Genomic DNA, 15528 nt, shown 5'->3' with positions numbered 1-15528 from the left:
TATTAAGGTGGAAAACAACAATGTTTTTGAGAAAATAATTATGTATAAAAATAACATTTGATACATAATCAACCGATTATTTTTGATTGATTTATTATTGACAATATAATTAATTGTATGATAAATTCAATCAGCATTCTTAATGTTTTTTTTGTACCATTAATATTTTGAAAATTCAATATGTCATAAGGAGATTGATTTTTCTGTTTTTTTTTTTGAGGTGGGTTACTAAGTCTATAGGGGAAGTGAACTATGTATATTTTTATTTTTAAAATAGAACAGTAATAAAGAATGTAACAAGTAAGAGATAAACTTGAAAAAGAGGTTTCAAAGAATGAGTCTTTTCATAAAGAAAGCAATGGATGAAGAAAAGAAAAAAGTATTGAATCAAACTTTAGGAGCGATTGATCTAACTCTTTTAGGGATTGGAGCAATTATTGGTACAGGTATTTTCGTATTAACTGGTATTGTAGCAGCGAAACATGCTGGTCCGGCGATTGTATTATCTTTTGTATTGGCGGCAATTATATGTGCATGTGTAGCTTTCTGTTATGCTGAATTTGCATCTACAGTTCCAGTTTCGGGAAGTGTATATTCATATACATATATGACACTAGGTGAGATTTTTGCATTTATAGTTGGCTGGTGTGTTATGCTGGAGTATTTATTAGCGACTTCTGCGGTTGCAGCAGGCTGGTCAGCATATTTTCAGTCATTGCTACTAGGTTTTAATATTCACATTCCTACGATTTTTGCTTCGGCACCAGGAATGGGGAAGGGTGGAATCATTGATTTACCAGCAGTTCTTATTATTTTAGTTGTTACATTTTTATTAAGCCGTGGTGCAAAAGAAAGTGCACGAATAAATAATATAATGGTTATTATTAAACTGGCTGTTATTGTAGGATTTATTGTTGTAGGGACACAATATGTAAGACCAGAGAATTGGCAACCATTTCTACCGTTTGGTTTTCACGGTGTGGTAGGAGGCGCTGCTACTGTATTTTTTGCTTTTTTAGGATTTGATGCAGTTGCAACAGCCGCAGAAGAAGTGAAGCGTCCACAACGTAACGTGCCAATTGGGCTACTTGTTTCCTTGTTCATTTGTACGGTTCTATATGTAGGTGTTTCATTCGTGTTAACTGGAATGGTTCCGTTTACGGAATTAAATGTTGCTGATCCGGTTGCATATGCGTTGCGCACTGTAGGAGAAGATAGAATTGCTGGGTTGTTATCGGTGGGAGCGATAGCAGGGCTAACAACAGTTCTGTTAGTAGCTATGTTTGCATTTGTTCGTGTATCTTACTCGATGAGTCGAGATGGATTGTTACCAAAAAGACTTTCAAGTGTCCATAAACGTTTACAAACTCCATTTTTTAATACATGGGTTACAGGTATACTAGCAGCTTTATTAGCGGGATTAGTGGATTTGAATTTATTAGCTAATTTAGTGAATATGGGAACGATAACAGCATTTGTGTTTGTATCTATAGCTGTCATTGTATTAAGAAAGACACATCCTAATATGAAGAGGCCATTCCGTGCTCCTCTAGTACCTTTTTTACCTATCGTTTCGATAGTAAGTTGTATATATTTAGCTTTGAACCTTTCTAAGCTTACTTTAATTAGTTTTGTGGCATGGATTATAATAGGGGTTTTCATATATTTTGTATATGCTAAAAAACATAGTAATGTTAGAAATAGAAATAAAGTATAGTCCATTGAAATAATACTTGTAATGGAAATGAAAACACGCTACTTATTCATATAAGAACAAGTAGCGTGTTTTTTCTATTTAATAATCCCATTTTCTAAAATTTTAATAGTTGGTGCCACTTTCACATTAGCTTTTGAAAAGGCACTCGGCCAATCATCTTCGACTTGTTTCCATTCTTTATATTGAAACGCTCTCGCATAATCACCAAATCCGAATGGATCAAGTTGCTGTTTTTGAATGTTGTGGATTAAATCGTTCAAATCTTTGTTTAGTTGTTTTGTAATAAGAGAAGTTAATTTCTTTCTATCTTTGTCTATATCCATATTGAATGTAAGTTCAGAGACAGCAATTTTCAAATCCATTTTAACATGAAATTTGAAGTGGTTATCGCTATAATCTGTATGGATATCACGATTCATGCTAAGAACATTTATTGTTACGAAATCGCGGCCATCGGTATCTTTTAAATCACTATTACTTTCAACTGAAGTAGAAGGGATTTTCAATGTAAGCGAAACCGGTGTATTCGCTTTCTTTTGTAACAAAAGAAGAAGGGCGCTTTCATAACGATTTAATGACATTTTATAAATTCCGCGAGAAGTTAATAGCGCGGAACCAGTAACGATAACATCCTTTTTACCTTTTTTTATTTCTGAAATAGCAGGTGTTATACCTTTATTAAACGTTTGCCTGTGAAATTCATGGAATGTCGTAAAAACGGTCCGATTGTACAGTTTGTTCGTGTTAATTAAATCTGTTAAATACTCGGGAAGGGCAGGCTTATCTTTAAAGTTATTATATATAACTGAAGAAATTGGACCGTCTACTGCAACCATGCGCATGTTTCCAGTGTTTTTAGGATCACGATACCAAACATCAAGGTAAGGCATAGCCCCTTCTTGTTTTAAAAAATTTGTGCTAAATAAAATGAGCTGTAACTTTTCTGTAGATACTAAACCGCCACTTGAACTATTAAACGTTGCTTTTGCTTCTCGAGGTGTACGTACTTTCGCTTCATGTGTTTCGTACTTTTTTTCTACGTCTTCATTAAAAACAGGATTTACGTGGTACACAATTAATTTTCCTTTTGCTTTTGCGTCAAAGCCGTAAATTAATGAAATCGATTGTTTTTCTAAGTCGAGTCGATCTCCACAGCCTGTTAAAAAGGTTATGAGAAAGTAAAGTATAGTGAAATGAATAAAGCGCCTCATTTAAACTCTTCTCCTTTTCCAATGCTGATAAAGTGTCATGTATAAGAGAAATACGACTGGGAATAGAAAAACGATAAAATAACTTGCAGTTCCCCAAAATTCTCGCAACGCACTTATTTGATAAGAGGAAGGGATATAAAAGAACAGAATGAAAGTACAACCGAATAATAAAAACCAAATAGGTAATGAACTCCCTTTTTTGTTAAGTAATTGATTGATTCCATCTGAAGCAGTAAAAATATAAGGAATGCAAGAATCAAAAATGATAAAGAGATAAAATGACAAAAAGATAATTTCAAATCGTTCCAGAAAAGAAAAGTGAAATGGTGTAACGAGAGAAAGGGTAGGCCATAAAAACTTAGTTATACCATCTGGGCTAAAATAAAGGAAAGAAACGAACGTCACTTGCAGGTAAACGAATAAAGTAATCATATTTGCAATAACAATCCCTTTTTTTGCAGATGATTTATTACTGAGGTAAGGATAAAGGACGAATGCAAACTCAAATCCGAGAAAGGCAATAATAGTTGATTTTACTGTGTTGAAAACTGGTATCCATCCCTCTTTAAGGAGAGGAAGAAGATAGATCCAATGCCCATCTTTAAGTGGGATAAATAATAGTAATGGCATCCAGAGTGTAAATAAGACAGTAAAAACAGCATAGCGGCTAATAATAAGAACACCTTTACATGCGAGCATTACCATTGGAATAGATAATAGCATCATGATTAAAAACATTGGAGATCTAGGCAAAATCCAAATGTGAATAACGTATAAGAGGGAAAAAATTAAAGAAACCGCTGCAAGAACAGCATATAAAATCCAAAAAATCATTCCTACTCTTCCTAACCATTTTCCAAGATAACGAGTTAGCACATCAAGTAAATGGTAACCAGGATGCTTCTCCATGATTTTTACAATACATAGACTGACCAAAGTAGTGATAGCGCATCCTATAATAATAGACATCCAGCCATCTGTATTCGCCCCTTGGGCCACTTCACGTGGCAGTGTAAGTACACCGAATCCTACTTGAACACCACTAATCGTTAAAATGTATTGAAATAAACTAATCTCCCGCTTTACACGCTTTGTCACTTATCTTCCTCCTTTTCTTCTATATCCGGTTGTCGATTTTCTTGTTTTAAGTTAAGGGATAGTGGTCGTTTCTTCATTAGTTTCCATGGCAAACGCACAAGAACGTCTTTTAAATCCGTAGCAAATGATGGAGAAAAAGGACTACCGTAAGGAACACCAAGTGATTCTATAGAAAGAATATGGATGATGATAACTGACATTCCAACCATAATTCCAATGACTCCGAATAAAGAAGCGATTATCATCATTGGAAAGCGAAGAATCCGAACTCCTGCTGACATTTCCAGATTGGGAATGATAAAAGAAGCGACTGCGGTAATAGATACGACGATAACCATAACATTACTTACGATTCCTGCTTGAACTGCAGCTTGTCCAATGACAATCCCTCCTACGACGCCAATTGTTTGTCCGACGGGACCGGGAAGTCGAACTGCAGCTTCGCGTAGCATTTCAAGTACTAATTCCATCAAAAGTGCTTCTAATATAGGCGGAAAAGGAATTTTGGCTCGAGATTCTCCAATTGTTAACAATAATTTAAGTGGAATTACTTCATAATGAAAGGAAATCATAGCAATATAAAGAGCAGGAGCAAATATTGCAATAAATAGTCCAGTGAAACGAAGGATTCGTATAAAAGATGGAATTATAGGTCTGAAGCTGTAATCATCTATCGTCTGAAAAAAGGATGAAAAGGTCATAGGTCCTATTAATACGCCTGGTGAGCGATCTACAATAACGGCAATTCGCCCATCTAGAATATGATGTGCTGTTGTGTCAGGACGTTCAGTTATTGATAATTGCGGAAAGAGAGTAAAGGAATTATCTTCAACAAACCCCTCTAATTCACCAGTAGTAAGAATCGCATCAACTTTTACTGACTCGATACGGGATGCCATTTCTTTTACGACATTTTCGTTCGCAACATCTGCTAGATAAAGCAAAAAAACCTTTGAAGTAGCTCGTTCACCAACAGTGAATTCCTTCACTTTCAATTCGCGATTTGGAATATATCGACGAATAAGTGCAAGGCTGTCGCTCGCTACTTCATTAAATCCTTCGTGTGAGCTTTTTATGGAGCTCTCTGTTGTAGGTTCTTCAATACTCCTTTTTGGTGCCGCTTGCGTATCGAGCTCTAAAGCGGATAGTTGTCCGTTTATAAATAAAATACTTTTGCCGTGTAAAAGAGATTGTTCAATGTCTGTCCACTGTTGAACTTTTTTAATATTTCCGATAGAAACAGAGGCTTTCCAAAAATCGTCTTCATTCCACTCTTTAAATAAGAGAGGACGAAGAATGTTTACGTTAATAACAGTTTTGTCTACAAGTCCTTCCATATATATGAGTGCAGCTTCCTGTCCGTTTTTTAATGGAAAAGTGCGTGTTATTAATTCTGGAATACCGCTAAACAGTTTGGACAAGTGCTTTAAATTAAGGGAAAGGGAAGAAGAGATAGATTTATTTAATGCGTAATCAGCTTGCTCTTGGGTAGAAAGAGATTTTTCACCACGAATCCATTTATTAAAAGACCCCATTTGTTCGCTTACTCCTTGTTATGTTTTATCCCGCTTTAATGGGCAGTAAGACCCCCTCAAAATTCAGAAGAAGTTAGGTAGGGGTCGGGCTGCCCATAAAAGCCCGATTGGTGAGGGCTGATAATCAGTGGGGGATGAAGAAAACCCCCCACTGATTAAAGTTTCACTTTATATGGGTTATTATGGATAGTTACAAGCTGACATATGCGTAGTTTAAATTTTATATTGTATATTTTTAACTTTAACGCTATAATTATAGTGTTAAAGATGGAATCGTGATATGACCTGTTATGACTCTATCGTTTTATTTATGAATAAATGGATTGGTATTTTAGCAAGATGTGCTAATAAACTACTCCACCATGATAATAACGTGCCGAAATGTGGTGCGTATATTTTCGTGGTGGAGTTTTTTTTATTCTCAAAAAGGGGGAAAGACCATGAATAACAACATGGTTCATATTACAATTGACGGAAAAAAGTATACAGCGGAGCCCGGTTCAACGATATTGGGTGTTATTAATGAGAACGGGATTGAACATCCGCAAATTTGTTACGTGCCAGAAGTAGATCCTATTCAAACATGTGACACTTGTATTGTAGAAGTTGACGGAAAGTTAATGCGTTCTTGTTCGACGATAGCAACGGAAGGTATGAACATTGAACGTGCTTCTGTTCGCGCAAAAGAAGCACAAACAGAGGCGATGGATCGGTTACTAGAAAATCATTTATTATACTGTACAGTATGTGACAACAACAATGGGAACTGTAAACTGCATAATACAGCAGAATTAATGGAAATTGAACATCAAAAATATCCGTATGAACCGAAAGTAGATGTAAGTGAAGTTGATATGACGCATCCGTTTTATCGCTATGATCCTAATCAATGTATTGCATGCGGTCAATGCGTTGAGGTGTGTCAAAACTTACAAGTAAATGAAACGTTATCGATAGACTGGGAAGCGGAACGCCCACGAGTTATTTGGGATGAAGGAGTAAATATTAATGATTCTTCATGCGTTAGCTGTGGTCAATGTGTAACGATTTGTCCTTGTAACGCTTTAATGGAGAAAACGATGCTCGGTGAAGCTGGATTTATGACGGGATTAAAACCAGATATTCTTGAACCGATGGTAGATTTAATTAAAGAAGTTGAGCCTGGATATAGCGGTATTTTTGCGGTATCAGAAGTGGAAGCGGCCATGCGTGATACTCGTACGAAGAAAACGAAAACAGTATGTACATTTTGTGGTGTAGGTTGTTCGTTTGAAGTGTGGACGAAGGGGCGTAAAATTCTTAAAGTACAGCCATCTTCAGATGCACCAGTTAACGCAATTTCCACTTGTGTAAAAGGGAAATTTGGTTGGGATTTCGTAAATTCTAAAGAACGAATAACAAAACCTTTAATTCGTAAAAATGGAACGTTTGTTGAATCTACATGGGAAGAAGCACTGAATGTAGTTGCAAATAAATTAGGCGCTATTAAAGAAGAGTACGGTAAAGGTTCTATCGGATTCATTTCTTCCTCTAAAATTACAAATGAAGACAATTATGTAATTCAAAAATTAGCTCGACAAGTATTTGGAACGAATAATATTGATAACTGCTCACGTTATTGCCAATCACCAGCAACGGATGGTTTGTTCCGTACAATTGGTATGGGCGGTGATGCCGGAACGATTAAAGATATTGCGCAATCTGGTCTTGTTATTATTGTAGGATGTAATCCGACAGAAGGTCATCCTGTTCTAGCTACACGTATTAAACGTGCACATAAATTACACGGACAAAAGTTAATTGTAGCTGATCTTCGTAAAACCGAAATGGCAGAGCGATCAGATGTCTTTATTAGTCCAAAACAAGGAACAGATCAAGTTTGGTTAATGGCTGTTACGAAATATATGATCGATCAAGGTTGGCATGATCAGGAATTCATTAATGAGAATGTAAACTTCTTTGAAGATTTCAAAGAAAGCCTAGAGGAATATACACTTGAATATGCAGAAGAAGTAACAGGCATTTCAAAAGAAACACTTATTCAAATGGCTGAAATGATTCATGATGCAGATGGTACATGTATCCTTTGGGGTATGGGGGTAACGCAAAATACAGGTGGTTCTGATACTTCCGCTGCAATTTCAAACTTACTTCTTGCAACAGGGAACTATCGTCGTCCAGGAGCAGGTGCATACCCACTTCGAGGCCACAATAACGTACAAGGTGCTTGTGATATGGGGACTTTACCAGGATGGCTTCCAGGATATCAGCACGTTACTAACGAAATGGAACGTGCAAAATTTGAAACTGCTTACGGAGTGAAAATTGATAGTGAACCAGGTCTTAATAATATCGAAATGCTTCACGCAATTGACGAAGGAAAAATGAAAGCAATGTATCTTGTAGGAGAAGATATGGCTCTTGTAGATTCTAATGCAAATCATGTACATGAAGTGTTATCGAGCCTTGATTTCTTCGTTGTGCAAGATGTTTTCCTTTCTAAAACTGCTCAATATGCAGATGTTGTATTACCAGCAGCGCCATCTCTTGAGAAAGAAGGTACTTTCACAAATACAGAGCGCCGTGTCCAAAGATTATATCAAGTTCTTCCTACGCTAGGAGATGCGAAACCAGACTGGTGGATCGTCCAGGAAGTTGCGAATAAACTAGGTGCAAACTGGAATTATAGCCACCCAAGTGAAATCTTTGCTGAGATGGCAAGTTTATCACCATTGTTCTCGCAAGCGAACTATGAAGTGCTTGAAGGATGGAACAGTTTCCATTGGGGAAGTTTTGATGGAACGAATACACCACTTCTGTTCCAAGACGGATTTAACTTCCCAGATAAAAAAGCTCGTTTTGCGATTGCTGACTGGGTACGTCCAGCTGAATTTCCAGCTGAGTTTGACCTTCACATTAACAACGGTCGTATGCTTGAGCATTTCCATGAAGGGAATATGACAAATAAATCAACAGGTATTCAAACGAAAGTACCTGGTGTTTTCGTTGAAATCTCTCCAGACCTTGCAAAAGAACGTGGCGTAAAAACAGGTTCGTTAGTTCGTCTTGTCTCTCCTTTTGGAGCATTAAAATTACGTGCACTCGTTACAGATCGTGTAAAAGCGAATGAGTTATATTTACCGATGAACTCTACAGATAACGAAACGGCAATTAATTTCTTAACAGGTCCTGCTGTGGATGTACGTACGAATACACCTGCGTATAAACAAACAAAAGTACGTATGGAAGTATTAGAAGTTGATGGCGAAAATCCGATGCCAAAAGCGAACCCACGCAATAAAAAACGTCACCCTCAAGCTGGAATTGAGGTACATCGTAAGTGGGCACGTCCAGGGTATGTGCATTTAACGGATAAGTAGGAGGAGAAAACTATGGCTGCACCTATAAAAATGATTCAAAAACAAGAATTAACTGAGGAAGAAATAAAACAGCAAAAGTTAGATGATTTAAAAGAGCTTCTAACTAATAATGAAGAAGCTCTAAATCAGATGTTTAATATAGTAGGGGAATTAAATGACATTGGAATGCTAGAAGCTGCAAATTCAATACTAAAAGCGAAAGAACCAATTGCGAAAATTGTTCTAGGTCAAGTAACTCGTGAGCCTGTTACAAATTTAATTAATAATATGATGGGCGTTGCAGGTGCGTTAACTGAACTTGACCCAGAACTTACGAAAAAGCTTATAGGTAGTTTATTAGTCGGGCTAGAAGAAGGTAATGAACATCTAGAAAGTAATAAAAAAGTAGGGGTATTCGATCTTATGAAAGTATTGAAAGACCCAGATATTAACCGTGCTATCGGGTTTGGGCTTCATTTCTTAAAAGGTATGGGGAAAGGGTTAAAAGACGAATAAACTTCATGAAGTGAACTTTTCCGCCCAAATATTTGTAGGAAATAGTTTGGGCGGAAGGCTCATTTTGGTAAAATATATAATAGAGTAAAATAAGGCTTTTGGGAGGTATAATTGTATGTCAAAAAAAGTACATGAATTTAATGATATGATACGAAAACTTCGAAAGGAACTTTTCGGAAAAGGACCAGAACGAATTCATACTGTTTTTGCGGAAAATATGGCTATAGCGACTCTTTATGGAAACTTAACACCTACTGAAAAATTTATTTCAAGTACGATGGACGGTGCGGAAATGGTTCATATGGCTAGAACGAAAATGATTCAAGAAGTGTATGCTGCGAATTCCCGTGAACATTTGGAGGAACTTGTTGGAGCGAAATTAGTGAATTTGTTTTCAGATATGAAAGTAGAAGAAGATATTGCAGTTTCTGTATTTGTTTTTGATAAAAATATAACGTGAGAGAAGGATACTGATCGTGAAACCGATACAGGTAGAAAGAGAAATCTTTCGTTATGAACAAGGAGCATTTAAACATATAGAGGACAGCATTGTAACAGAGTTTCCTGTCACCATTAAAATGAACGGACAGGAGTTTGTTACAATGGTTAGTACTCCAGAATATATAGAAGATATGGTAATAGGCTTCTTAGCGTCTGAAGGAATCATTCGGAAGTATGAAGATATTGATAGTGTATGGGTGCAGGAGAAAGAAGGATTTGTGCATGTAACAACGACAAAAGTAAATCCGTATTATGAACAAATGCAAAATAAACGCTATATTACGTCTTGTTGTGGTATGAGTAGGCAAGGGTTTGTTTTTGCAAATGATGCACTAAGTGCAAAAAAAATGAAGGGTGTCCATGTACAGGTTGCTGCCGATGATTGTTTTCGGTTAATGAAAGAAATGCAGCAATCTGCGGATACGTTTCATCGTACTGGTGGGGTTCATAATGCAGCTTTATGTGATGTGAATGGTATTATTTTAAGCCGAATGGATATTGGTAGGCATAATGCACTAGACAAAATTTACGGTTATTGTTTAAGAAACGATATTTCTATAAAAGATAAAATCATTGTTTTTAGTGGTCGTATTTCTTCGGAAATATTATTGAAAGTTGCAAAAATCGGTTGTGAAATTATACTATCAAAATCAGCTCCAACTGAGTTAGCTTTGCAACTAGCGGAAGATTTAGGTATTACGACAATAGGATTTATTCGTAATCACTCCTTAAATGTATATACCCATCCAGAACGTGTTTTAAATATAAAATAAAAGTGAGGCAATGAAGATGAAATCAGTTACATTAGACAAGTTGCAACGTCCGTTAAAGGATTTACGTATTTCAGTTACTGATCGCTGTAATTTTCGCTGCCGATATTGTATGCCAGAAGAAATATTTGGTCCTGATTACTCGTTTTTGTCTAATGATAAAATTTTATCTTTTGATGAAATTGAAAGGATAACACGTATTTTCGTTTCTTTAGGTGTGAGAAAATTACGGATTACAGGCGGAGAACCGTTACTTCGAAGAGGGCTTCCAAAGCTTATTGAGCGTCTTAATAAAATTGATGGTGTAGAAGATATCGGTTTAACAACCAATGGATCGTTACTTAAAAAGTTTGCTCCTGATTTATATAAGGCGGGACTATCACGTGTAACAGTTAGCTTAGATTCCTTAGAAGAAGAGCGGTTTTTCTATTTAAATGGTAATAGGAGCAAAGTGCAAAGGGTTCTGGAAGGAATACAGGCTGCAGCTGAAGTTGGAATGAAAATTAAAATAAACATGGTCGTTCAAAAGGGAAAAAACGAACAGGACATTTTGCAGATGGCGCAATATTTTAAGGAAAATAAGCATATTCTTCGTTTTATTGAGTATATGGATGTTGGAAATTATAATGGTTGGGATTTAAAAGAGGTCGTCTCTAAACAAGAAATAGTAGATACGATTCATCAAGTTATGCCGTTAGAACGGATAGAAGCAAATTATTCTGGTGAAGTGGCTACTAGGTATCGTTATATAGGAAGCGATGAGGAAATAGGTATTATTTCATCAGTAACAGATTCTTTTTGCTCATCATGTACGAGAGCTCGTATTTCTGCAGAAGGAAAATTATATACTTGCTTATTTGCTTCTAAAGGAAGTGATTTAAGAGAATTGCTTCGTTCTGAACATACAGATGAGGACATTACAGATGTAGTACGCGATATATGGAATAATAGGGAAGATCGTTATTCAGATGAACGCTTAAATCATACAAATAAGAAAACAATACCTAAAATTGAAATGTCACATATCGGTGGTTAATATATAAAGCTAGCGTCATAGTGAAAAATGGAAAATTTACAAGAGTTGTGGATTTTCTATTTTATAGTAAAAGTGATGATTGATATCTCTGTAAAAGATGTGCAGAGAAATTAAGCAGCATTCAAAAACCTTTATTTTGAGAAGGTTTTTTGAAGCTGCTTTTTTATTTAGAGAAAATGGAGGAATGGGTAATGGCATTTCATAAGCCGGAACAAATTGCTGAGCTTGTCATTGAGGCCGGTGTTCAAAAAGTAAGACAGACATTGCCAGCGATGCTTATTCTCGGTTTTTTAGGAGGAGCGTTTATTGCGATAGGTTTTTTACTTAACATTCGAGTTTTAGGGAATTTACCTGAGCGCTGGGGAAGTCTAGTGAATGTTTTAGGAGGAGCAGTATTTCCTGTTGGACTCATGCTCGTAGTATTAGCAGGAGGAGAATTAATTACGGGAAATATGATGTCACTGTCTATGGCGCTTTATGCAAAGAAAATTACATTGATAAGTGTACTGAATAACTGGGTTTGGATTACTCTCATGAACTTTATTGGGGCAATTTTCGTTGCGTATTGCTTTGGACATCTTGGCGGATTAACAGAGGGAGAGTATTTAAATAAAACGGTAGCGATAGCGGAAGGGAAGTTACATGAATCATTTGGGAGAACTTTGATTTTAGCAATTGGTTGTAATTGGCTCGTTTGTCTTGCTCTTTGGCTCGCTTACGGGACGAGTGATTTTGTCGGGAAAATCATCGGAATTTGGATTCCAATTATGGCATTTGTAGTGATTGGATTTCAGCAAGTAGTAGCAAATATGTTTGTCATTTCCGCTGTTATTTTTGCTGGTCATCTAACGTGGATGGATCTGGCTAAAAATTTTGTTCCTGTTTTTATCGGAAATGTAATTGGAGGAGCTGGGTTTGTTGGTTTTGCTTACTTTGCTTGTTATCAGAAACAACATTCTAATATGAAATAGAGTTCTTGAGAGGAAGGGTATGTAATGGCTGATCGGTATTCACGACAACAGTTGTTCAAACCAATTGGGAGTAAAGGACAAGAAAAAATTCGAAATAAACATGTGTTAATTGTAGGGGCAGGCGCATTAGGAAGTGCAAGTGCCGAAAGTTTCGTACGTGCAGGTGTTGGCAAGTTGACGATTATTGATCGTGACTACGTTGAATGGAGTAATTTACAAAGGCAACAATTGTACTCTGAACAAGATGCGAGAGAGAAAATGCCGAAAGCAATTGCTGCAAAAAATCGGCTAGAACAAATTAATTCGGAAGTACAAATACATGCTTTCGTAATGGATGCAACTTCAGAAAATATGGAAGGTCTATTAAAAAATGTAGATATAATCATTGATGCAACAGATAATTTTGATATTCGATTTGTAATAAATGATTTATCACAAAAACATAATATTCCGTGGGTATATGGTTCTTGCGTTGGATCATATGGTATGAGTTATATAATTATTCCGCAAGAGACACCGTGTTTACATTGTATGCTGAAAAATATCCCTGTTACAGGTGTGACGTGTGATACTGCTGGGATTATTAGCCCGACTGTTCAAATCGTCGCAGCATATCAAGTGGCAGAAGCGCTCAAAATTTTAGTGGAAGATTTCTCAGCAATTAGAAAAACATTTTTCATGTTTGATATATGGAGTAATCAAAATCATTTTATAAAATTAGGGAAAATAAAAACAGACGCTTGTCTCTCATGCGGTTTGAATCGAACTTATCCTTATTTATCATACGAAAATCAAACGAAAGCAGCTGTTTTATGCGGAAGAAATACAGTTCAAATTAGAACAGTAGACAATAGGAAATACAATTTTGATGATATAGAAAAAGTATTAAAAAAACTGGGAAAAGTAGATCGGAATCCGTATTTACTATCTTGCCAATTCGATGATTACCGCATCGTTTTTTTTCGGGATGGTCGTGTTTTTATTCATGGTACAAATGATATTTCGAAAGCGAAACAACTATATTATCGCGTATTCGGTTAATAGAGAGGGTGTCAACAATGGAAAGAAGAGTGCCAATTACGGTTGAAGAAGCTGTTCGTAAAGTGATGGGATTTGCTGATAAGGGCTTAAAGGAGCTATTACCAATTGAATTAGCTTATGGACGTATATTAGCAGAGGATTTAGTAGCTGACCATGATGTACCGTCATTTAATCGTTCGCCGTATGACGGATTTGCTATTCGAGCAGAAGATACTAATTTAGCAAGTTATGAAACGCCAATTGTATTTGAAGTAGTGGGTGAAATTGGTGCAGGATCGCTATTCCATGAGAAAGTAGGTCCATTTCAAGCAGTTCGAATTATGACAGGAGCACAAATTCCGAATGGGTGTGATGCGGTTGTTATGTTAGAGCTGACTCGTCAATATGAGAAGAATGGCAACAATTATATGGAAGTGAAGCGATCATTCAAAACGGGCGACAATATTTCTTTTCAAGGTGAAGATGCTCGTAAAGGAACAGTTCTTGCAAAGAAGGGATCGTACATTAATCCAGGTATTTCAGCTCTTCTTGCTACATTCGGTTATAGTGAAGTACCAGTTGCGAGAAAGCCTGTAATTGGACTGTTAGCGACTGGGAGTGAATTACTGGATGTCAATGATTCATTACAGCCAGGGAAAATCCAAAACAGTAATACGTACATGATATTGTCTCAAATTCGAAGAGCGGGCGGAAGAGTAAAATATTTTGGGAAGTTTAGTGATGATTTTAATACGTGTTTTACAGCTGTGAAAGAAGCGCTTGGCCAAGTAGATATGTTAATTACAACGGGCGGTGTATCAGTAGGAGATTATGATTATTTACCAGCTATTTACGAAAAGTTAGGTGCATCTGTTCTTTTTAATAAAGTTGCAATGCGACCAGGAAGTGTTACGACTGTAGCACAATTAAATGGCAAGTTATTATTTGGTTTATCAGGGAATCCATCAGCTTGTTACGTAGGGTTTGAATTATTCGTAAGACCGTGTATTCGGACGTATATGTTTAGTGAAAAAGTACATTTAAAAAGAGAAAAAGCGTTATTAGGAGAAGATTTTCTAAAACCGAATCCATTTACAAGATTTGTACGAGCAAAATTGCAATATGATGAGGGGAAATTAATCGCTTATCCATCAGGGTTTGATAAATCTAGCTCAGTTTCTTCATTGGCAGAATCCAACGCGTTTATCGTATTGCCGGGCGGGACAAGAGGATATAAAAAAGATATGTTTGTCGATGTTCTTTTATTAGAAGATAACGAAGGTAGTGAATGGCCTTGGACATTTCATAAAGTGAGAGGTGGTTTTAATGGGACAAGTGCTATTTGAGATTGTAGATAAACCGATTTTAGTTGAAGAAGTAACGAATAAAGTCGCAAGAAGGGAAGCAGGTGCGATTACAACATTTATTGGTACGGTGAGAGAATTAACAAAAGGAAAACGAACGCTACATTTAGAGTATGAAGCATATAAACCGATGGCAGTAAAACAACTTATGAGAATTGGTGAAGAAATTAGTGAAAGATGGCTGGATGCAAAAGTAGCAATTACGCACCGTGTAGGGCGGCTAGAAATAATGGATATTGCGGTAGTCATTGCAGTTTCATCACCGCATCGTAAAGTAGCTTATGAAGCGAATGAGTACGCGATTGAACGTATAAAACGAATCGTTCCAATTTGGAAAAAAGAATTTTGGGAAGATGGAACGATGTGGGTTGGAGATCAACTTGAAAACACACCTTATCCAGAAGGAAAACCAAAGAAGGAAGAATGAGAA

At 36.5% G+C, this 15528-nt stretch carries 13 protein-coding genes; 10 read left to right on the top strand and 3 right to left on the bottom strand.

Going from position 1 to position 15528, the window contains the following annotated elements; translation table 11 throughout:
- Positions 1–334 precede the first annotated feature (334 nt).
- Positions 335–1717: an APC family permease gene (locus DN399_RS17445; RefSeq protein ID WP_000051652.1), complete on the top strand. Its 1383-nt coding sequence runs from the start codon at positions 335–337 to the stop codon at positions 1715–1717.
- A gap of 74 nt (positions 1718–1791) precedes the next feature.
- Here the strand turns inward: DN399_RS17445 and gerSC are convergent, their stop codons facing one another.
- From gerSC to DN399_RS17430, 3 genes are read right to left on the bottom strand one after another with little or no spacing between them, the layout of a single operon-like run.
- Positions 1792–2928, bottom strand: a complete 1137-nt coding sequence (gerSC, locus tag DN399_RS17440; protein ID WP_086385072.1) for a spore germination protein GerSC — start codon at positions 2926–2928, stop codon at positions 1792–1794.
- Positions 2929–4026 (bottom strand): endospore germination permease, encoded by a 1098-nt coding sequence (locus DN399_RS17435; protein WP_000167066.1) that lies wholly within the window; start codon positions 4024–4026, stop codon positions 2929–2931.
- Positions 4023–5561, bottom strand: coding sequence for a spore germination protein (locus DN399_RS17430; protein ID WP_149149863.1), 1539 nt, complete (start codon positions 5559–5561; stop codon positions 4023–4025). The genes DN399_RS17435 and DN399_RS17430 overlap by 4 nt, the downstream gene beginning before the upstream one ends.
- 440 nt (positions 5562–6001) lie before the next feature.
- Here DN399_RS17430 and fdhF point away from each other — a divergent pair, with 440 nt between their 5' ends.
- The 9 genes from fdhF to moaE all read left to right on the top strand — a co-directional run bounded on the left by fdhF (position 6002) and on the right by moaE (position 15525).
- Positions 6002–8941 (top strand): formate dehydrogenase subunit alpha, encoded by a 2940-nt coding sequence (fdhF, locus tag DN399_RS17425; protein ID WP_016123216.1) that lies wholly within the window; start codon positions 6002–6004, stop codon positions 8939–8941.
- A gap of 12 nt (positions 8942–8953) precedes the next feature.
- A complete protein-coding gene (locus DN399_RS17420; RefSeq protein ID WP_149149862.1) occupies positions 8954–9436 on the top strand; it encodes a helical membrane plugin domain-containing protein in 483 nt (160 codons plus the stop codon).
- Between the two features lie 115 nt (positions 9437–9551).
- Positions 9552–9896 (top strand): Na-translocating system protein MpsC family protein, encoded by a 345-nt coding sequence (locus DN399_RS17415; RefSeq protein ID WP_000039582.1) that lies wholly within the window; start codon positions 9552–9554, stop codon positions 9894–9896.
- A 16-nt stretch (positions 9897–9912) separates the two neighbouring features.
- Complete coding sequence (fdhD, locus tag DN399_RS17410; protein WP_000802688.1) at positions 9913–10710, top strand: formate dehydrogenase accessory sulfurtransferase FdhD; 798 nt, start codon at positions 9913–9915, stop codon at positions 10708–10710.
- A gap of 16 nt (positions 10711–10726) precedes the next feature.
- Entirely contained in the window at positions 10727–11743 is a 1017-nt protein-coding gene (gene moaA / locus DN399_RS17405; protein ID WP_016123214.1) for a GTP 3',8-cyclase MoaA, read from the top strand.
- A 191-nt stretch (positions 11744–11934) separates the two neighbouring features.
- Positions 11935–12714 (top strand): formate channel, encoded by a 780-nt coding sequence (locus DN399_RS17400; protein ID WP_000863998.1) that lies wholly within the window; start codon positions 11935–11937, stop codon positions 12712–12714.
- Positions 12715–12738: 24 nt separating this feature from the next.
- Positions 12739–13755: a molybdopterin-synthase adenylyltransferase MoeB gene (locus tag DN399_RS17395; protein ID WP_149149861.1), complete on the top strand. Its 1017-nt coding sequence runs from the start codon at positions 12739–12741 to the stop codon at positions 13753–13755.
- A gap of 17 nt (positions 13756–13772) precedes the next feature.
- Positions 13773–15080 carry a molybdopterin molybdotransferase MoeA gene (locus DN399_RS17390; RefSeq protein WP_149149860.1) on the top strand — a complete coding sequence of 436 codons (1308 nt, stop codon included), beginning with the start codon at positions 13773–13775 and terminating at the stop codon, positions 15078–15080.
- Positions 15061–15525 (top strand): molybdopterin synthase catalytic subunit MoaE, encoded by a 465-nt coding sequence (gene moaE / locus DN399_RS17385; protein ID WP_000531881.1) that lies wholly within the window; start codon positions 15061–15063, stop codon positions 15523–15525. The genes DN399_RS17390 and moaE overlap by 20 nt, the downstream gene beginning before the upstream one ends.
- The last annotated feature ends 3 nt before the right edge of the window (positions 15526–15528 follow it).

This window comes from Bacillus sp. AR4-2 (assembly GCF_008274865.1).
Classification (GTDB): Bacteria; Bacillota; Bacilli; order Bacillales; family Bacillaceae_G; genus Bacillus_A; species Bacillus_A cereus.
The sequence above is the reverse complement of the archived record's forward strand: the minus strand, read 5'-3'. Positions and strand labels throughout refer to the sequence as shown.